The following is a 17,851-nucleotide window of genomic DNA, read 5'->3' on the forward strand; positions in this document are numbered from 1 at the left end:
CCTCACCCCCGGCCCGCTGTCGCAGCCGTTCACACACCCATTGACCCGCTGATAGCGAGGCATGGCCGAGCCCTCACTATGCAATAGGAAGGCAAAGAAAGCCACTCCCGCGCAAAATCGAAGGGTCGACGTCTGGGTTCGGCGTCTGGGTCGACGTCGAACCCCTCACACCTCGGACAGCAGGAACCCCTCAACCAGTTCGGCGAACTCCTCGGGGGCGGCGATCCGGACCCCGAGATCCTCCGCCTTGGCCCGCTTCGAACCGGCCTTCTCGCCGGCCACGAGCAGCGTGGTGCGCTTGGAGACGCTGGAGGACGCCTTCCCGCCGGCCCGCTCGATCAGCTCGTTCATCTCGTTGCGCGAGAGCTTCTCCAGTGCGCCCGTCATGGCCCCGGTGACCACGACCGTCATTCCCTCCAGTGGCCGGCCGTCCGCGCCCTCACCGTCGGCGGTCTCGCCGTCGGCCGTCTCGCCCGGCTCCGGGGGCGGCGTCGCTCCCGGCTCCGTCATGTTGACCCCGGCGGCGACCAGCTTCTCGATCAGCGGGGCCAGCTCCACCAGCTCCGCGACGACGCCCGCGGCCTTCTCCTTGCCGATCCCGTCGACCAGTTGGAGCGTCTCGGCGTCGGCGGCCCTGACCCGGTCCATGTCGGCGAAGTACCTGGCTATCCGGCGCGACATCGAGCGCCCGGTGCCACGCACGCCCAGGGCACAGAACACCCGGGAGAGCGGCTGGGTGCGTGCGGCGTCGATCGCGGCCAGCAGATTGTCGGTACTGGTGTCGCCCATCCGTTCCAGTTCGAGCAGCCGGCCGCGCTCCAGGGTGAACAGATCGGCGAAGTCGGCGACCAGCCCGGCGTCGACGAGCTGGACGACCCGGGTCGAACCGAGGCCCTCGATATCGAGCTGGTCGCGCCCCGCCGCGTACGAGATGGAGGCGACGAGGCGGCAGTTCCGGCCCCGGACGCAGCGCCAGCGCTGCTCGCTGGTGTCGATCTCCGAACCGCACTGCGGGCACGCCTCGGGGAAGACGACCGGCTGCTCCTCACCCGTCCGCAGATGGGCGACGGGCGCCTCGATACGGGGAATGATGTCGCCCGCCTTGTAGACCATCACGTGGTCGCCCAGGCGCAGATCGCGGCGGGTGATGTCGGCCGGGTTGTGCAACGTGGCGTAGCCGACCGTCGATCCGTCGATCTCGACCGGCTCCAGGACCGCTCGTGGCGCGATGATGCCCGTCCGGCCCACATTCCACTCGACACCCAGGAGCCGGGTGACCTTCTCGACAGCCGGCAGCTTGTACGCGATGGCCCAACGCGGCGCCCGGGTGCCGGAGCCGGCGTCGCGCTGGTCGGCTGCGAGGTCGGCCTTGATGACGATGCCGTCGATCCCGAAGGGCAACGAGGCGCGCAGCGCGGCGATCTCCTCGACCCGCACCTGGACGTCCTCGACGGCGGTGAGGGTGCGCGGCGCCACGTCCGTGTCCGCCGCGGTGTGTACGCCGAGCTCCGCGACCCGGCGCAGGACGTCGCTGTGGGGCAGTTCGGCCAGGGTGCCGGTCAGCTCGCCCGACTCGGGCAGGGGCAGGGCGCCGTAGGCGAAGAACGTCATCTCCACCGTGTAGGGACGGTCCTTGGCGCGCAGGGTGCCCGCCGCGCCGTTGCGCGCGTTGGCGAAGGGGGCGCCGCCGTGTTCGGTGCGGACCGTGTTGGCCTGCTCGAACTGCTCGGTCGTCATCAGTATCTCGCCGCGCACCTCGATGGTGACCGGCTCGGCGAGCTCTTCGGGAAGCCCGATGACGGTGCCGATCGCGTGCGAGACGTCCTCACCGGCCGTGCCGTCTCCACGGGTGATCAACCGCTCCAGCCGGCCGGCACGGTATCGGGCGGCGACCGCGAGCCCGTCCAGCTTCGGCTCGACGCTCCAGGCGGTGACCGGCCGGCCGATCCGGCGCTCCAGCGAGGCGGTCCAGGTGGCGAACTGCTCCGCCGAGAAGACGTTGTCCAGGGAGAGCATCGGCACGGTGTGCGGCACATCCCCGACGGCGGTGCCGCCCGCCACCTTGCCGGTCGGCGAGTCGGCCAGCACATCCTGCGGATGGGCCTCCTCGTACGCGGCGATCCCGCGCGCCAGCCGGTCGTACGCGTCGTCGTCGAGCGTGCTCTCGCCCGTGGCGTAGTACGCGGCGGCGGCCTGTGACGCCTCCTCGACCGCGGCGGCGTAGGCAGCGGTATCGGCGAGCACAACAGCTGAGTTCGTCATGCCCTCCATCCTGCCGTCCACCACTGACAGCGGCCCCGGACCGAGCCGTACCGCCGCCGCGCGGCACCATCCGGCCGCCGCCCGACCCCATATGTGACGGCTTCCACGGAAACCACACGCGAGAGAGCGCTCTCCCAGCTCAGAGACGTATGAACTACGTTCAAACAGCAGGGAGTTGAGCCCCTGCGCACTCTATTGACATGACCAGGGCACACTTTTACGTTCCTTTGAGAGAGCGCTCTCTCGCACGATCCAGGAACCCCCAATTCCTCCGAACAGGAGTGCCGTGCTCTTCTTCCGTCATCGCACCGGCGACCGCAGCCACCGCAGATCCATGCCGCCCCGGCGGTACCGTACGGCGGGGCTCGTCGCCGCCGCGCTCGCCCTGTCCTTCCTCCAGGCCACCACCGGCAACGCGTCCGCCGGTCCGGACGCGAACGCCGCACCGGCCCCCAGGGCCGCCGCCGACGTCGTCCGGGTGGCCGAGTTCCTCGCCGAATGCCCGTACACCCACCGGGCACCCGACGACCCGATCGTCTTCCCCGGCCTGCCCGGGGCCTCGCACATGCACAGCTTCTTCGGCAACGACTCGACGAACGGCAACTCCGACCTCGCCTCGCTGGAGCAGGCCAGGAGCAGTTGCTCACCCGACATCGACCTGTCGTCCTACTGGGTACCGACGCTGTACGACGGGGACAAGGAGGTCGAACCCACCGGCACCACGTTCTACTACCTGGGCGAAGGCGTCCGGGACGACGTCATCCAGCGGATCCAGCCCTTCCCCCGCGGACTGCGCATCGTCGCGGGGAACGCGAAGGCCACCGGCCCCGACGACAACACCATCTCGCGCTGGTCGTGCCTGCACCACGGCGAGGTCAACCCGTCCCACGACTTCGTGAACTGCCCGGCGGACGGGATGCTGGAGTCGTATCTGGACTTCCCCCAGTGCTGGAACGGCACCGACCTCGACTCGGCCGACCACAAGAGCCACATGGCCTATCCGGTCGGGGGCGAGTGCCCGTCGACCCACCCGGTGCCGGTGCCCAAGCTCCGTCAGGTGCTCCGCTACCCGGTCAACGGCGATCCGTCCCGGTTCCGGCTGGCGTCCGGCCCCGGCTACACCATGCACGGCGACTTCTTCAACGTGTGGCCCGAGGACGAGATGGCCCAGCGGGTCCGCGACTGCATCAACGCCATCGTGAAGTGCGGGGCCGACGGCACCCCCTGACCGGCCACCGCCCTCCGGCAGAACGGCCGTTGTCCGTCCGATGCCCGCCCGGGGCCGCATGCCCCGGGCGGGCCTTCCCCCGAGGACCTCGTCATGAAGGCGGCCCGCAGCACCGCGGCACTGTCCCTGCTCCTCCTCCTGACCGGGTGCGCCGCCCAGGACGGCGCCCGGAGCCCCGCCTCCCCCTCCCGTTCGGCCGCCGCACCCGCCGGCGCCCCGGCATCGGCTCCGGCCGATCCGACGGACGCCGCCTGGGCCCAGCTGATGACCCCGATGAACGAACAGGCCGTGGCGCTGCTTACGCTCGCCGGACAGCGTTCCGGCGACCCCCGGGTGCGGCGCTGGGCGGCCGGGCTCCGTGCCGCGCAGAACGCCGAACTCACCCGGCTGCGACCGCTGCTGGCCCGGATGGGGCTGCCGGACACGAATGTGCACGAGGGCCATGACATGCCGGGGATGGTGACGCGGCGCGATCTCGACCGGGCCCGCACCGTCGGGGGCGGTGCGTTCGACCGCCTCGTCACGGCGCTCATCCGTGACCATCTGCGCCAGTCCGCCCAGGTGTCGCACTCCGAGACCGAGGCCGGGACCAGGCCCGACGCCAAGCGGATCGCCACGGCCCTGGTCACGGCCCGCAAGGCCGAACTCGCCGAGCTCGACCGGCTTCCGGTCCCGCCCGGTGACGCCGGCTGATGCCCCCGGTCGACGTACCACGCGGGTCCGCGCACCTGTTTCCGGACCGGTCGTACCACCCGGTATAAAGACTGCATGACTGCCGATGTACCGCTGCCCGCTCGTCCCGCCACCCTGGAGGACGTGGCCGGTGTGGCGGGAGTGTCACGGGCCACGGTCTCGCGCGTGATCAACGGTGCCACGACCGTGGACCCGGCACTGCGGCGGATGGTCGAAGAGGCGGTCGACGCCACGGGTTACGTGCCCAACCGTGCGGCCCGTTCGCTGGTGACCCGGCGCACCGACTCGGTGGCACTGGTCGTCTCCGAGCGGGAGCGGCGCCCCGTCTCCGAGCCGTTCATCGGGCGGATGTTCTCCGATCCGTACTTCGGGCGGGTGGTCAGCGGGCTGCTCGAGGTCCTGCGCCCGGCCGGCATCCAGCTGGTGCTGATGCTGGCCGACGACCGGTCCTCCCGTGACCAGTTGCTCTCCTATCTGCGCCACGGCCACGTCGACGGGGTGGTGCTGATCTCCTCGCACGCCGATGACCCCCTGCCGGGGCTGCTGCACAGCACCCGGCTGCCGGCCGTGCTCGCCGGGCAGCCGCGCCGGCCCACTCCGCTCACCTACGTCGAGGCCGACCAGCGGGCCGGGGCCCAGCTGGCCGCCGACCACCTGGCCGCGATCGGCCGCCGCCGGATCGGCACGGTGTCGGGCCCGCAGGACATGCCGGCCGGACAGGCGCGGCTCGCGGGCTTTCTGGACGCGCTGGCGCTGCACGGCGTGCGGGACGTGGCGACGGCCGAGGGGGACTTCACGCATGCGGGCGGCGCGGCGGCGATGCGGAGGCTGCTGAGCGACCGTCCGGACCTGGACGCGGTGTTCATCGCGTCGGACCTGATGGCGCTGGGAGCGCTTCCGGTGCTGCTGCGGGCCGGCAAGGACATTCCCGGGGACATCGCCCTGGTGGGGTTCGACGACAGCAGCGCCGCCACGGCCTGCGATCCGCCGCTGACCACGGTCCGGCAGCCGGTGGAGGAGATGTCCGCGGCCATGGCCGAGCTGCTGCTGAAGCAGATCGGGCAGCCGGGTGTGCCGGTGCCGTCGGTGATCTTCCACCCGACCCTGGTTCGACGGCAGTCGGCCTGACGCGAGCGCCGCGGGCCCGGGCGGTCAGCCCCGCGCGCCGGATCCCTCGCTCTCCCCGTCCCTCCGCCCCACCGGCACCTGCGGCCCGGAGACCTCGCGCAGCCAGCGTCTCAGGACCCGGTGCACGGTTTCCGCGCCGACCAGTTCGGCCGGCCGCTCCCCGCCCCCGACGGCCGCAGCTTCGAGCGGGTCCGTCATGCCGCGCGGCCAGAGCAGGAAGGGCCGGGACTGTTCGCCGCCCAGGCCCCCGTGCGAACCGATCTGCTCCTCGAAGGCGTGCACGGTGCCGGCCAGCGGGTCGTACATAGAGTTGACCATCACATCGGCCACGTGCGGGAAGGTGTCGGTGCGCCGGACCGCCGCCGCCGCACCCGCGCCGAAGGGGGCCAGCGGTCCTTCTCCGTCGCGCAGTTCGGCCACCGGGATCCGGACGCCGCCGTGCCCCAGCACCACCGATCCGTGGCTCTCGCTGCGCACCAGCAGGAAGCCGATCCCGGGGTGGTTGGCCAGGGTGCTGAGCAGGGCGGGGTGGCGGCGGTCGAGCTGTTCCAGCGAGGCGCGCCCCTTGATGTCGGGGAAGGAGATCAGGCCGAGGTTGCCGGAGGCGAGGACGACCGGGTCGGAGGGTTTCGAGAGGTTCTCCTGCCGGTCCGCGTCGACCGGCCGGTGGAGCGCGATCCGTACCGCGTCACGGGCCTCGGAACCGCTCCGAGTGCGTTGGGCCCGGCGCGGCACCGGCAGCCCGCTGCCCGCCCGCACCAGGTCCTTCAGCGTCAGCCCGTACACGCCCGCGAAGGTCTCCCCCGGGCTCTGGCCGTGGTCGGACAGGAGCACGATCCGGTAGCTGCGCGGGGTGTGCTCGACGACCTTGACGATCAGGGCGAGGGAGCGGTCGAGCCGGGCGAGGACCTTCTCCGCGTCCCGGCTCCGCGGGCCCGAGTGGTGGGCGACCTCGTCGTAGGCGACCAGGTCGGCGTAGACCGCGGTCCGTCCGGCGAACATGTCCCCCATGACGGCGGCGACCACCACATCGCGCTCGACGACGGTCGCGAAGGCCCGGATGAAGGGGTAGAGCCCGCCGCGCTTGATCCGGGGGGTCTCCTTGCGGACGCGGGCCCGGGTCGACTGCCCGATCTCCCGGCCGACCTCGGCGACGAACGACAGCGCGGTACGGACGGCGTTCGCCGGGTCGGAGAAGTAGGCGAAGTAGCCGGCCCGGGAGCGGCGGCCCTTGCCACGTCTGGCGGTCGTCGAAAGGACGAGTGCGAGCTGGTCGGCGCCACCGCTGAAGAGGTTGCCGCGGCTGGCCCCGTCGAGGGTGAGGAGTCCGCCGTCGTGCGTGCGTGCGACGGCGCGGCGCTGCAGTTCGAGGGCGCTGGCGGGTCTGCTGGAGACCATGATGTCGCCGGTCTCCTTCTCGTACCAGCGGAAGGCGGGGACGTCGTGATTGCTGCCGTGCAGGATGCCGAGCTGGCTGGCACCGGTCTGGCTGGACCAGTCGGTGCGCCACGGGGTGAGCCGGTGGCCGGCCTCGTCGGCCAGCCAGCGCGCGACGGTAGGCATCAGGCCGTCGGCCGCGGCCTGCGCGAGGACGTCGTGGCCGACCCCGTCGAGCTGGATGAAGACGGTGCCTGGCGGGCCCCCGTCCGTGCCGTCGGCCCTGCCGCTGCGGCGGCGGCGACGGTCCGCGAGGCGGGAGAGCCTGCGGCGGTAGGCGTTGTCGTCACGGACGGCGAGCGCGGTGGAGGTCGCCGAGGCGACGGCGGACATCACGGCCGCGACGACGACCGCCGTCTGCGGGTCGGCCGCGCCGCGCCCGTCCGGGATGAGCCGCAGCGCGATCAGCAGCAGTGAACCGTTGAGGAAGAAGACCAGCATCCCGAGGACCAGGGCCGGCACGATGAGCAGGGCCCGTACCAGCACCGGCCAGACCAGTGCGGAGAGCAGACCGAACGCGCCCGCGCCCCACGCCGCGGTGAACGCGGTCTTGGTGACGCTGTCGCCGTCGTCGGACTGGAGCTGGAAGTCCGGCAGGATCCCGGCGAGCGCAAGCATCGTGAGCGTCGAGACCGCCCACACCACAATCACTCGCATCAGGGCGCTGCCGGCTGTTCGCCATCGCCCGTCACCCACGCCGCTGCCACCTCACGTCCGGGCCCTGCCGTTCCGGGCCCGGCCCCAGCTTTTCACAGCGGGGCCGCCGGTCCGCCGACGAGCCCGGTCAGCAGCCGTCGTAACCGGCGGTGGGCATGGAGAGCCTGCGGTGCACGCCGGCTTTCGTCCGGGCGCTGTAGTGCGGCTCGTCGAGACCGGCGATCTCCAGACGCACGCCGCGCCGCTCGCACTCCTCGGTGAACCCCGGTACCGAGGCGACGGCCCGTGCGAGCACCCGGTCGTTGGGTGCGACGAAGAGTTCGACCGCGCCACCCTCGATGTCGGCCCAGAGGGCGTGGTGGTCGGGGCGCAGTCCGTACAGCCGCAGCTGCCGGGTGACGACGTACCCCTTGTCGGCGGCCCAGCGGGCGCACATGTCGTGCTGGCTGCGGGTGTCCACGAGGAACGGGTCGCTGTCGAGCTCCTCCAGCGGTGTGAGACTGGCGATGGCCGCCACCCGTACGTCACCCATGGTCATTCCCCCCGTGCTAGGCGTTCCCCGACCCTACTCTCCCGATTCCCGCGCAAGAAGGCGCATGTCAGGACAGGAGGGGGCGCACGGGAGCAGGTGCGACCACCGGGGATCGCGGGACAGCCCTTAGGCTCGACGGCAGGTCCGGGGAACAGGAGGCGGCGCGTGCCGGTGGAAGTCACCTGGTGGGGTCATGCCACCTGCACGATCGAGGACTCCGGGGTCCGGGTCCTGACCGACCCCCTCTTCGTGCGGCGCCTCGCGCATCTGCGCCGCCGCCGCGGCGAGCTGCCGGGCCCAGCGGCGGCTGTCGCCGATGTCGTCCTCATCTCGCACCTGCACTCCGACCATCTGCATCTGCCGTCGCTGGCCCGCATCGCCCCGGGCGGCCGGCTGATCGTGCCGGCGGGGGCGGTCCGGGCGGTCCCGGGACTGCGGCTGCTGCGCCGGATGCGCGGGCTGCGGATCACCGAGGTCGCGGCCGGTGACGAGGTGCGTGTCGGGGACGTGCTGATCCGCGCGGTCCCGGCGCTCCACGACGGCCGGCGGCTGCCGGTGGGCCCGCACCGCTCCCCCGCGCTGGGTTATGTCGTCGAGGGTGCTGCGCGCACCTACTTCGCCGGGGACACCGGGCTGTTCGACGACATGGCGAAGGCGGTCGGCCCGGTGGACGTGGCGCTGCTGCCGGTGGGTGGCTGGGGCCCCTATCTGGGTCACAGCCATCTCGACGCGGGGCGCGCCGCCGAGGCGCTGGCGCTGCTGTCGCCGCGTTCGGCGGTGCCGGTGCACTACGGCACGTACTGGCCGATCGGGATGGACGGGGTCAGGCCGCACGAGTTCCATTCGCCGGGTGTCGAGTTCGTCCGCAAGGCGGCGCTGCTGGCGCCTGAGGTGGCGGTGCACCGGCTGGAGCACGGCGAGCACGTACGGCCGGAGGCCGGCGAGTGATCCACGAGGTGGTGAGCCGGCTGCCCCCGGAGTCGACGCAGCAGGCGGTCGGCTATCCGTCCCTGTTCCTGCTGGTGGCGCTGGGTGCGCTGGTGCCGGTGGTGCCGACGGGTGCGCTGGTGAGCTCGGCGGCGGTGGTGGCGTTCCACCAGTCGTCGCCCTTCGCGCTGCTGTACGTCTTCGCGGTGGCGTCGGGCGCGGCGTTCCTCGGCGACATATCCCTGTACTGGCTGGGGAAGCGCGGGGTGCGGTCGAAGAACGGTTCCAAGTGGCTGCGGACGATCAGCGACCGGGCTGCGCCGGAGCGGCTCGCGCAGGCGCAGCACAAGCTGGACGAGCACGGCGCGATGGTGCTGGTGCTGTCCCGGCTGGTGCCCGCCGGGCGGATCCCGGTGATGCTGGCGTGTCTGCTGGGCCGGATGCCGCTGCGGCGGTTCGCCCGTGGGGATGTACCGGCCTGCCTGGCCTGGGCCGCGACCTATCAGCTGATCGGCGTTCTGGGCGGCTCGCTCTTCCCCGAGCCGTGGCAGGGCGTGGTCGCGGCGGTCGGTCTGACTCTGCTGATCAGCGGGGCGCCTGCGGTGTGGCGCCGGATGCGGGCGCGGTTCGCCGGCTGAGCGGCCGGGGGCGACGATCGCCCGGACCAGGTCAGCGCAGTTCGTCGAGTGCTGCCCGGAAGGTGCCGAGGGCCGCCGCGACGTGCGGCAGTCCGAGGGGTTCCGCGGCGGTCAGTGACTCCGTCTGCTGCTGTGGGGTCGAGCCGAGCAGGGGGCCGGTGCCCAGGCGCACCCGCAGCGCGCCGAGCTCGTCGCCGAAGCGGTGGCCGCCGGGGACCGGGGCTCCGAGCCGCTGTGTGAGGTACTCCTCCAGCTCCAGCGAGTCCGTGACGCCGCGTGCGGCGAGCCTTGACCTGAGGGGGCCGAGGTCCGCGTAGAGGTGGCGGCCGGCCTGCGGGGGCCGGGCCAGCGCGCCGGAGGCGAGTACCGCGTGATGGGCGGCGGCGGCGACCTCGGCCTGTATGGCGGCGGCCCGGCGGACCCGCTCCGTGACGGCGTCCGGTTCGCGCAGCGCGTGCGCGGCGGCCGCCGCCACCGGGCCGGCGACGAAGGCGCCGAGCGCGGTGAGGATGTCGAGCGTACGGGCGTGCCGGACGGCTGCCCGGCCGGTGTCCGGGAAGCGGGCGACCGCCACCGGCCAGGCGGACGGGGTCAGCGCGCCGGCCAGGTCGGCGATCACCGTCACGTCGTCGGGGCACATCTCGGCGGGACTGAGCAGCACCGTGTCGTGCGGCCGGTGCAGGGTGTCGCGCCAGGTCTCGTCGCTGACGATGTGCAGTCCCTCGCCGACGGCGGCCTCGCAGGCCTCGCGTACGAGTTCCGGCGGGGCGACGGTGGCGGTGGGGTCGTCGACGACGGAGATCAGCAGCAGCCGGGGCCTGCCGCCCTCGGCCCGCACTCTGCGCACGGTCTCCAGCAGTGCGTACGGATCGGGCACGCCGCCGCACTCGGCGGGGGTCGGCACGTGGTAGGCGGGCCTGCCCAGCAGCCGGGCCTGCGGGATCCAGGCGGCGGGGCAGGGACGCGGCATCAGCACGTCCCCGCCGTGTGCCGCGATCAGGGCGAGGAGCAGCGAGGAGGTGCCCGGAGCGGCTGCGACGTGTTCGGGACCGCAGTGCAGTCCGCGCCGGTCCCAGTAGGCGCAGGCGGCCTCGCGCAGGGCCGCCGAGCCGCCGGCCGGCTCGGGCACACCGCTTCGGGCCGCGGCCGCCAGCACGTCGGCCAGTTCGGGCAGGACCGGCAGTCCGGGGCCGGGCGCGGGCGGTCCGTACCGTACGGGCCCGCGGTCCTCCCGGATCCCGGGGGCACCACGCCCGGCCCGCCCGCGTCCCTGACGCCCGGTCCGCTCCCGGCCCATCCGGGCCTCCTTCGCCGCCGCTCGGTCACCCGGGCCGTGTCCGTCCCGTTGACGTGTCCGCCCCTTTATACGAGGGAATGGAGCGGGGCGCCCGGCGGGAAGGGGAACCGCACCCGCTGTGACGGCACCATTGACACTCGCCCCGCCGCGTCATTACGGTCACGCCAGGATTTCGAACGAGTGCCGAAATATCGAACAAGTCGAGGGGCAACTGCCGTGCGCATCACCGGAATCAGCACACATGTGGTCGGAACACCCTGGCGCAACCTCACCTATGTGCAGGTGCGCACCGATGAGGGTCTCACCGGTGTGGGTGAGACCCGGATGCTCGGCCGCACCGATGCGCTGATCGGCTATCTGCGCGAGGCGGAGGCCAACCACATCGCGGGTTCGGACCCGTTCGCCGTGGAGGACCTGGTACGCCGGATGAAGTACGGCGACTACGGGCGGGCCGGTGAGATCGTGATGTCGGGCATCGCGGTGATCGAGACGGCCTGCTGGGACATCAAGGGCAAGGCGCTCGGCGTGCCGGTCTGGCAGCTGCTCGGCGGGAAGGTCACCGACCGGGTCAAGGCGTACGCCAATGGCTGGTACACCACCGAACGCACCCCGGAGGCGTACCACAAGGCGGCGTCCGCGGTCGTGGCGCGCGGCTACCGGGCGCTGAAGATCGACCCGTTCGGCACCGGCCACTTCGAGCTGGGCCAGGAGGAGACCCGCTACTCGGTGTCGCTAATCGAGGCGGTCCGGGACGCGATCGGGCCGGACACCGAGCTGATGCTGGAGATGCACGGCAGGTTCAGCCCCTCGACCGCGGTGCGGATCGCGCACGAGATGGCCCCGTTCCGGCCTGCCTGGCTGGAGGAGCCGGTGCCGCCGGAGAACCTCAAGGCGCTCGCCAAGGTGGCGGGCAAGGTCGATATGCCGATCGCGACGGGTGAGCGGATCCACGACCGCATCGAGTTCCGTGAGCTGTTCGAGTCGCAGGCCGCCGACATCATCCAGCCGGACGTCGGCCACATCGGCGGCATCCTGGAGGCACGGAAACTCGCGGCGACCGCCGAGACCCACTACACGCTGATCGCACCGCACAACGTGGGCGGTTCGGTACTGACGGCGGCCAGTCTCCAACTGGCGGGCTGTACACCCAACTTCAAGATTCTTGAGCACTTCAATGACTTCGCGGACGCCGACATCAAGAAGGTCGTCAAGGGCGCCCCGCAGGTCGACCCCGCGACCGGCTGCTTCGAACTCTCCGACGCACCCGGCCTCGGAGTGGAGCTGGATGTGGATGCCGCGGCCGAATTCCCGCAGCAGCAGGCGCGGTTCGACCTCTGGGCCGACGGCTGGGAGAAGAGGCAGCCCAAGTGAACGAGGGACCCGCCCGCTCACGGGCGATCACGATCGACCGGCCGGGTGAGCACCGGCTGACCGGGGGCCCGGTCCCGGAGCCCGGACCCGGGGAGGTCCGGGTGCGGGTCGCCGCGGCCGGGATCTGCATGAGCGACCGGGAGGTCTACGACGGCCACCGCGACCCGCACTACGTGCGCTACCCGGTGGTGCCGGGGCACGAGTGGTCCGGGGTGGTCGAGGCCGTGGGCGCGGGCGTGGATCCGGCCCTGGCCGGCCGCCGTACGGTCGCGGAGGGGTTCCGCTCCTGCGGGAGCTGCGAGCGGTGCCGCGACGGCGAGACCTCGCTCTGCACCGCCGGGTACGACGAGACGGGGTTCACCCGGCCCGGCGCGTTCGCCGACCATGTCGTGGTGCCCGCCAGGCTGTTGCACCCGCTGGCCGACGACGCGGACCTGCGCGCGGCGGCGCTGCTCGAACCCGCGGCCGTGGTCGCGGCCGCGGTACGCGCGGGGACGCCCGAACCCGGGGAAAGAGTCGCGGTGGTGGGCGCCGGCACACTCGGTCTGCTCGCGGTGCAACTGCTCGCCGCGGTGTCGCCCGGCGAGTTGACGGTGATCGACCCGAGGGACGAACGCGCCGCCCAGGCACTGGCGTTCGGGGCGAGCGAGGCCCTGACACCCGGTGAGGCCGCCGAGATGCGCGGCCGGTACGACCTGGTGGTGGAGACGGCGGGGGCCCCGACGACCGCAGCCGACGCCTGCCTGCTCGCACGGCGCGGCGGCCGGGTCGTGCTCACGGGGATGTTCACCCCGGGTGCCGCCGGCATCGACCCCGTGCATCTGTCGCTGAGCCAGCTCACCCTGCGCAGTGTGTTCGGGGCGTCGTCCGCGTCCTGGTCCTACGCGGTACGGGCGTTCACTGCCGGGCTGCTCGATCCGGCCGCGCTGATCACGCACGAGTTCCCGCTGGAACGGTTCGCTGACGCCGTGGCGCTGGTCGGGGGCGGCGGCCGGGGAACGGGCAAGGTGCTGATGCGTCCCTGAGGGCTGTCGCGCGACCCACCGCGGGCGGCCGGCCCCCGCATCCCCTGCTTCCCGAACCTCGTCCGACCCACCGAACACGAAAGGTCGCTCATGACCTCCGCTTCCCCCGCCCCGACCGGCTCCCGCCCCGGCGTCCGGCGACCGGGTGAGCCCGCGCTCACCGCGCTCGGCCTCGGCGCCCCGGCCACGGACCCGGCCGACGCCTCCCCGCACTCCTTCCCCGACGGTGGCAGCTGGCGGACCGAGGTCCCCTCGGTGGAGGGACCCGAGGCGCTCTCCGTCGTCCTGAAGGAGAGCGCGCGGCTCGATGTGCCCGTCCACCGGATCAGCCAGGGCAGCGGCATCTGGATGCTCAGCGACGCCGAGATCACCGAGATGGCCGAAGGCTGCGCCGAACGCGGCATCGAGCTCTGCCTGTTCACCGGCCCGCGCGGCAGCTGGGACACCGGCGCCTCGTTCCGTTCCGATTCGGGCGGGGCCGGGCTGCGGGCCCGCGGTCACGATGCCCTGGCCGGCTGCGTCGAGGATGCCCTGCGCGCCTGCGAACTCGGCGTGAAATGCCTGCTCGTCGCCGACGAAGGGGTGCTCTGGACCCTGCACAGGCTGCGTGTGCGAGGGGTACTGCCCGCCGATACGACGTTCAAGGTGTCGGCCCTGATCGGCCCGGTCAACCCGGCGTCCTACGCCGTCCACGAACAGCTCGGCGCGGACTCGGTCAACATCCCCTCCGACCTGACGCTCGCTCACTTCACGGAGATCCGGCGGGTGTCGGCGGCGCCGATGGACCTGTACATCGAGGCACCGGACGACCTCGGCGGCTATGTGCGGATGTACGAGGCGGCGGAGCTGATCCGGCGCGGCGCCCCGCTCTACCTGAAGTTCGGGCTGTCCAGGGCGCCCGGCATCTACCCGTACGGCGCGCATCTGCGCGATGTCGCCCTGGAGACGGCGCGCGAACGGGTCCGGCGCGGCCGGCTCGTCCTGGACCTGCTGGCCCGGCACGGCGCCGACGGGAACATGTCGCCCCTGGGCTCCCGGCTGCCCGGCACGCTGCGCCGCTTCCCGGTGCGGTGAGCGGTCGCCGGGCGGGCCGTGCGTCAGGACCGCCCGGCGACGCCGGTCCGCTCAGCCCGCGAAGGCCGTACCGGGCACGCCGCGGCCGGCATCCGGCAGGACCAGCAGTGAACCGGCGAGCGGGTGCGGGGCGTCGAGGCCCACGCGCGCCGTGGAGACGTACAGATCGCGCAGGTCCGGGCCGCCGAAGGCGCAGGCGGTGGGCCGCCGGACCGGCAGCGCGACGACGCGGTCCAGCGCGCCGTCCGCCGTGTAGCGGCGCAGCGCGGCCCCGTCCCACAGGACGACCCAGACGGCCCCCTCGGCGTCGACCGTCAGACCGTCGGGGAAGCCGGCACCCTCCTCCACGGTGGCGAACGGGCGGCGGCCCAGGACCTGTTCGCCGTCCACGTCGAAGACGTCGATCCGGCGGGTCGGGGTGTCGACGTAGTACATCCGCCGGCCGTCCGGGCTCCACCCGGTGCCGTTGCTGCAGGCCACCAGGGGGAGCACGCGCGTGGCGGTGCCGTCGGGTGCCACCCTGGTGAGGCTCCCGCCCACCTCCGACTCGTCGTAGCGCATGGTGCCCGCCCACAGCGCGCCGTCCGGCGCCACGGCCGCGTCGTTGCCGCGCCGTCCCGGCTCCGCGTCGTGGACCAGCCAGCGGAAGGTGCCGTCCGGGTCGTAGAGCCCTATTCCGTCGCGCAGATTGACGACCAGACCGCCGCCGGTCCGCGGCTTGGCAGCGCCGACGTGCTGTTCGGTGGCCATGACCGTGCGCCGTCCGGTGGCCGGTTCGTAGGTGTGCACACGGGCGGAGAGTATGTCGACCCAGATCAGCCGCCCGGTGGCCGGGTCCCAGGTCGGGCCCTCGCCGAGGGTGGCGTGCTCGCGCACGGCGACGTCGAGGTGCGGACGGCTCACTGCGGCCTCCGGTGGTGTCCGAGCCGGCCGGAGAGGGCCTCCGCGCCGTCGGCGGCCAGGGTCGCCAGCTCCTGTTCGCGCTCCTCGCTCCAGCGGATCATGGGGACGGAGATGGAGAGCGCGGCGACCACCCGGCCCGCCCGGTCCCGCACGGGCGCGGCCACACAGCTGACATCGGGGTTGGACTCCCGGTGCTCCACCGCGACCCCCCGCTCCCGCACCACGGCGAGCGCGGCACGCAACCGCGCCTCGTCGGTGATGCTGTTCGGTGTCATGCCGGTGAGTTCGAGGCCGTCGAGACGGGCGTCGAGCTCCCGGTCGGGCAGGGCCGCCAGCAGCATCTTGCCGACGGACGTGCAGTGGGCGGGCAGTTTGCGGCCGGCCGCCGAGACCATCCGTACCGCGTGGGTGGAGTCCACCTTGGCGATGTAGATGACGTCGGTGTCCTCCAGGATCGCCACGTGGACGGTCTCGCCGCACGTCTCGGCGACCTGCTGGGCCACCTGCCGGCCCTCGGCCGCGAGGTCGAGCTGCTCGGCGTAGCGGCTGCCGAGCTGGTAGGTGCGGACGCCGAGGCGGTAGCGGCCGGGCTGGTCGGGGGTGGTGACCAGGTACGAGCGGGCGGCCAGCGTGGTGAGCAGCTCGTGGACGGTGGTGCGGGGGAGCTGGAGCTTGCGGGTCACCTCGGGCGCGGAGAGCGTACCGTCGCCGTCGAGGAAGAGTTCGAGTACGTCCAGCGCCCTGGTCACCGCAGGGACAAGTCGCCCCATGGTCGTGCACCACCCTCTCGCGTTCGACATTCCGGCCAGTGACCGGCATCACGAACACAGGCTAAGCGCGGCGGACTTGTCCGGGCAATGACGGAGTGATGTCCGGCACCCGGCCCCGATCAGGTTTCGTTGAGGTTATTGCATTTTGTCCAGGAATGGCGTGTAGGCGGTGACACCCGGCGGCCCGGACATTCCGGCCGCACGGTGCCGCTCGGGCGAGCCTGCTGGTTCGACGCGGCCGGGCAGGGTATTCGCTGTGCCATGTCGTCACCGAGCAACCCTTCACGCCCGCCGGGCTCCGCCGGACTGCGGAACCTGCTGCACCGATGCGATCTCGCCCTGTTCCAGGACCTGGCCGCGAGGCACTGGCCGGCCGCCGGACCCGTGCTGCCCCGGCTCAGCCGCAGCGCCAATCACGGACTGCTGTGGGCCGGCGCCGCGGCGGGCATGGCCGCGTTCGGCGGCAGCGCCCGGGCGCGGCGGGCGGCACTGCGCGGGATCGCGTCGATGGCCGTGGCCTCGGCCGCCATCAACACGGTCGGCAAGGGGGCGGTCCGCAGGGAGCGTCCGATACTGGACGCGGTACCGGTGATACGGCAGCTGAAGCGCCAGCCGCTCACCACGTCCTTTCCGTCCGGGCACGCCGCGTCGGCCGCCGCCTTCGCCACCGGGGTGGCCCTCGAGTCGAAGGGCTGGGGGGCGATCGTCGCTCCCGTAGCACTGTCCGTGGCGGCCTCCCGTGTCTACACGGGCGTCCACTATCCGAGCGATGTGCTGGCCGGGGCGGTCCTGGGCGTAGGCGCGGCGTTCGCCCTGCGCGGCGTCGTACCGACCCGGGGGCAGCTGCCCGCACCGGGCAGACCCCCGGCCCACGCACCCGCGCTGCCCGACGGCCAGGACCTGGTCGTCGTGGTCAACCAGCAGTCCGGGACGGCGACGGCCACGTCCGCGCTGATCCGGGACGCGCTGCCGAACGCCGAGGTGGTGCAGTGTCCTCCCGAGGAGCTCTCCGCCGAGCTGGAGAAGGCGGCGGAACGGGGCCGGGCGCTGGGCGTCTGCGGCGGTGACGGCACGGTCAACCAGGCCGCGGCGGTGGCTTCGGTGCACGGTGTGCCGCTGGCCGTCTTCCCCGGCGGGACGCTGAACCACTTCGCGTACGACCTGGGCATAGAGAGCGTGGCCGACGTCTGCACCGCGCTCGCCGCGGGCGACGCGGTCCGGGTGGACCTGGGCCGCTTCCGGCCGGGGCCCGAGGGGCCCGGGGGCGCGCACGGATACTTCCTGAACGCCTTCAGCCTGGGCGTCTACCCGGAACTGGTGAGGACCAGGGAGCACTGGGCCCCCAGGATCGGCGGCTGGCCGGCCGGGGTACTGGCCGCCGTGAAGGTGTTGCGCGGCGAGCGCCCGCTGGAGGCCGAACTCCAGGGCCGGCGAAGGCCGCTGTGGCTGCTGTTCGTCGGCAACGGCCTCTTCCAGCGGGTCGGGCCGGCGCCCGGCCGGCGCCACAACCTCGCGGACGGGCTGCTGGACATAAGGGTGGTGCACGGCGGACGGACCCCGGGACTGAGGCTGCTCGCGGCCGCGGTCGCCGGTCCGCTGAGCCGCTCCCCCATGCATGCTGCCGTCCGGCGCCACTGGGTGCGGATCTCCGGCCTGAAACCGGGGACGCCGTATGCGTACGACGGCGAAGTGGCGCACAGCCACCGTGAGTTGCTGATCGACAAACTGCCGGAGGCGCTGACGGTGTACTGCCCGATGCAGGTGTGAGATTCGCCCGTGCGGGGCGAACAGGGGGGGGGGGGCGCCCCGGCGGCCCCGCGCGGGGCCGCAGTGCCGCGCGGGGCGGGGGCCCGGCCCGCCGCCGGGGGGGCGGCCCCGCGGCGCGGGGAATCCTGGCACCGCTATGTGC

General features: G+C 72.9%; 15 protein-coding genes. 9 read left to right on the forward strand and 6 right to left on the reverse strand.

The window, feature by feature from the left end; translation table 11 throughout:
• Positions 1–165: 165 nt before the first annotated feature.
• A complete protein-coding gene (gene ligA, locus ACFVJX_RS30890) occupies positions 166–2,271 on the reverse strand; it encodes an NAD-dependent DNA ligase LigA (RefSeq protein ID WP_384124533.1) in 2,106 nt (701 codons plus the stop codon).
• Between the two features lie 325 nt (positions 2,272–2,596).
• Between ligA and ACFVJX_RS30895 the strand changes: the two genes are divergently transcribed.
• The 3 genes from ACFVJX_RS30895 (at position 2,597) to ACFVJX_RS30905 (ending at position 5,311) form a co-directional block, all read left to right on the forward strand.
• Positions 2,597–3,490 carry a DUF1996 domain-containing protein gene (locus tag ACFVJX_RS30895; RefSeq protein WP_384124666.1) on the forward strand — a complete coding sequence of 298 codons (894 nt, stop codon included), beginning with the start codon at positions 2,597–2,599 and terminating at the stop codon, positions 3,488–3,490.
• A gap of 93 nt (positions 3,491–3,583) precedes the next feature.
• Entirely contained in the window at positions 3,584–4,183 is a 600-nt protein-coding gene (locus ACFVJX_RS30900; RefSeq protein ID WP_384124535.1) for a DUF305 domain-containing protein, read from the forward strand.
• 75 nt (positions 4,184–4,258) lie between these two features.
• Positions 4,259–5,311, forward strand: a complete 1,053-nt coding sequence (locus tag ACFVJX_RS30905; protein ID WP_384124537.1) for a LacI family DNA-binding transcriptional regulator — start codon at positions 4,259–4,261, stop codon at positions 5,309–5,311.
• A gap of 24 nt (positions 5,312–5,335) precedes the next feature.
• Here the strand turns inward: ACFVJX_RS30905 and ACFVJX_RS30910 are convergent, their stop codons facing one another.
• Together ACFVJX_RS30910 and ACFVJX_RS30915 are read right to left on the reverse strand one after the other, a co-directional pair.
• Positions 5,336–7,405 carry a phage holin family protein gene (locus ACFVJX_RS30910; protein WP_384124539.1) on the reverse strand — a complete coding sequence of 690 codons (2,070 nt, stop codon included), beginning with the start codon at positions 7,403–7,405 and terminating at the stop codon, positions 5,336–5,338.
• A 127-nt stretch (positions 7,406–7,532) separates the two neighbouring features.
• Positions 7,533–7,937 (reverse strand): hypothetical protein, encoded by a 405-nt coding sequence (locus tag ACFVJX_RS30915; RefSeq protein WP_384124668.1) that lies wholly within the window; start codon positions 7,935–7,937, stop codon positions 7,533–7,535.
• Between the two features lie 165 nt (positions 7,938–8,102).
• Here ACFVJX_RS30915 and ACFVJX_RS30920 point away from each other — a divergent pair, with 165 nt between their 5' ends.
• A complete protein-coding gene (locus tag ACFVJX_RS30920; RefSeq protein WP_384124541.1) occupies positions 8,103–8,885 on the forward strand; it encodes an MBL fold metallo-hydrolase in 783 nt (260 codons plus the stop codon).
• Positions 8,882–9,502 (forward strand): DedA family protein, encoded by a 621-nt coding sequence (locus ACFVJX_RS30925; RefSeq protein WP_384124543.1) that lies wholly within the window; start codon positions 8,882–8,884, stop codon positions 9,500–9,502. The genes ACFVJX_RS30920 and ACFVJX_RS30925 overlap by 4 nt, the downstream gene beginning before the upstream one ends.
• 31 nt (positions 9,503–9,533) lie before the next feature.
• On the opposite strand, the gene ACFVJX_RS30930 is transcribed toward ACFVJX_RS30925, so the two are convergent.
• The gene (locus ACFVJX_RS30930; protein ID WP_384124545.1) at positions 9,534–10,799 is read right to left on the reverse strand and encodes an aminotransferase class I/II-fold pyridoxal phosphate-dependent enzyme; all 1,266 of its coding nucleotides are present in this window, start codon (positions 10,797–10,799) and stop codon (positions 9,534–9,536) included.
• A gap of 216 nt (positions 10,800–11,015) precedes the next feature.
• On the opposite strand from ACFVJX_RS30930, the gene ACFVJX_RS30935 reads away from it, so the two are divergent.
• From ACFVJX_RS30935 to ACFVJX_RS30945, 3 genes are all read left to right on the forward strand, one after another.
• Positions 11,016–12,170: a mandelate racemase/muconate lactonizing enzyme family protein gene (locus tag ACFVJX_RS30935; protein WP_384124547.1), complete on the forward strand. Its 1,155-nt coding sequence runs from the start codon at positions 11,016–11,018 to the stop codon at positions 12,168–12,170.
• Positions 12,167–13,195 carry a zinc-binding dehydrogenase gene (locus ACFVJX_RS30940; RefSeq protein ID WP_384124549.1) on the forward strand — a complete coding sequence of 343 codons (1,029 nt, stop codon included), beginning with the start codon at positions 12,167–12,169 and terminating at the stop codon, positions 13,193–13,195. The genes ACFVJX_RS30935 and ACFVJX_RS30940 overlap by 4 nt, the downstream gene beginning before the upstream one ends.
• Positions 13,196–13,285: 90 nt before the next feature.
• Positions 13,286–14,269 (forward strand): hypothetical protein, encoded by a 984-nt coding sequence (locus ACFVJX_RS30945; protein WP_384124551.1) that lies wholly within the window; start codon positions 13,286–13,288, stop codon positions 14,267–14,269.
• A gap of 51 nt (positions 14,270–14,320) precedes the next feature.
• On the opposite strand, the gene ACFVJX_RS30950 is transcribed toward ACFVJX_RS30945, so the two are convergent.
• Together ACFVJX_RS30950 and ACFVJX_RS30955 are read right to left on the reverse strand one after the other, a co-directional pair.
• The gene (locus ACFVJX_RS30950; protein WP_384124553.1) at positions 14,321–15,172 is read right to left on the reverse strand and encodes an SMP-30/gluconolactonase/LRE family protein; all 852 of its coding nucleotides are present in this window, start codon (positions 15,170–15,172) and stop codon (positions 14,321–14,323) included.
• Positions 15,169–15,942: an IclR family transcriptional regulator gene (locus tag ACFVJX_RS30955; RefSeq protein ID WP_384124555.1), complete on the reverse strand. Its 774-nt coding sequence runs from the start codon at positions 15,940–15,942 to the stop codon at positions 15,169–15,171. The genes ACFVJX_RS30950 and ACFVJX_RS30955 overlap by 4 nt, the downstream gene beginning before the upstream one ends.
• Positions 15,943–16,203: 261 nt before the next feature.
• Between ACFVJX_RS30955 and ACFVJX_RS30960 the strand changes: the two genes are divergently transcribed.
• The gene (locus tag ACFVJX_RS30960) at positions 16,204–17,709 is read left to right on the forward strand and encodes a bifunctional phosphatase PAP2/diacylglycerol kinase family protein (RefSeq protein WP_384124557.1); all 1,506 of its coding nucleotides are present in this window, start codon (positions 16,204–16,206) and stop codon (positions 17,707–17,709) included.
• The last annotated feature ends 142 nt before the right edge of the window (positions 17,710–17,851 follow it).

Source organism: Streptomyces sp. NPDC127177, assembly GCF_042672475.1.
Lineage (GTDB): Bacteria > Actinomycetota > Actinomycetes > Streptomycetales > Streptomycetaceae > Streptomyces.

Coding starts and splice junctions, on each gene's coding strand:
- ACFVJX_RS30960 (WP_384124557.1), top strand. CDS start 16,204: ATGTCGTCACCGAGCAACCCTTCACGCCCGCCGGGCTCCGCCGGACTG.
- ACFVJX_RS30900 (WP_384124535.1), top strand. CDS start 3,584: ATGAAGGCGGCCCGCAGCACCGCGGCACTGTCCCTGCTCCTCCTCCTG.
- ACFVJX_RS30930 (WP_384124545.1), bottom strand. CDS start 10,799: ATGGGCCGGGAGCGGACCGGGCGTCAGGGACGCGGGCGGGCCGGGCGT.
- ACFVJX_RS30905 (WP_384124537.1), top strand. CDS start 4,259: ATGACTGCCGATGTACCGCTGCCCGCTCGTCCCGCCACCCTGGAGGAC.
- ACFVJX_RS30915 (WP_384124668.1), bottom strand. CDS start 7,937: ATGGGTGACGTACGGGTGGCGGCCATCGCCAGTCTCACACCGCTGGAG.
- ACFVJX_RS30895 (WP_384124666.1), top strand. CDS start 2,597: ATGCCGCCCCGGCGGTACCGTACGGCGGGGCTCGTCGCCGCCGCGCTC.
- ACFVJX_RS30945 (WP_384124551.1), top strand. CDS start 13,286: ATGACCTCCGCTTCCCCCGCCCCGACCGGCTCCCGCCCCGGCGTCCGG.
- ligA (WP_384124533.1), bottom strand. CDS start 2,271: ATGGAGGGCATGACGAACTCAGCTGTTGTGCTCGCCGATACCGCTGCC.
- ACFVJX_RS30910 (WP_384124539.1), bottom strand. CDS start 7,405: ATGCGAGTGATTGTGGTGTGGGCGGTCTCGACGCTCACGATGCTTGCG.
- ACFVJX_RS30955 (WP_384124555.1), bottom strand. CDS start 15,942: ATGGGGCGACTTGTCCCTGCGGTGACCAGGGCGCTGGACGTACTCGAA.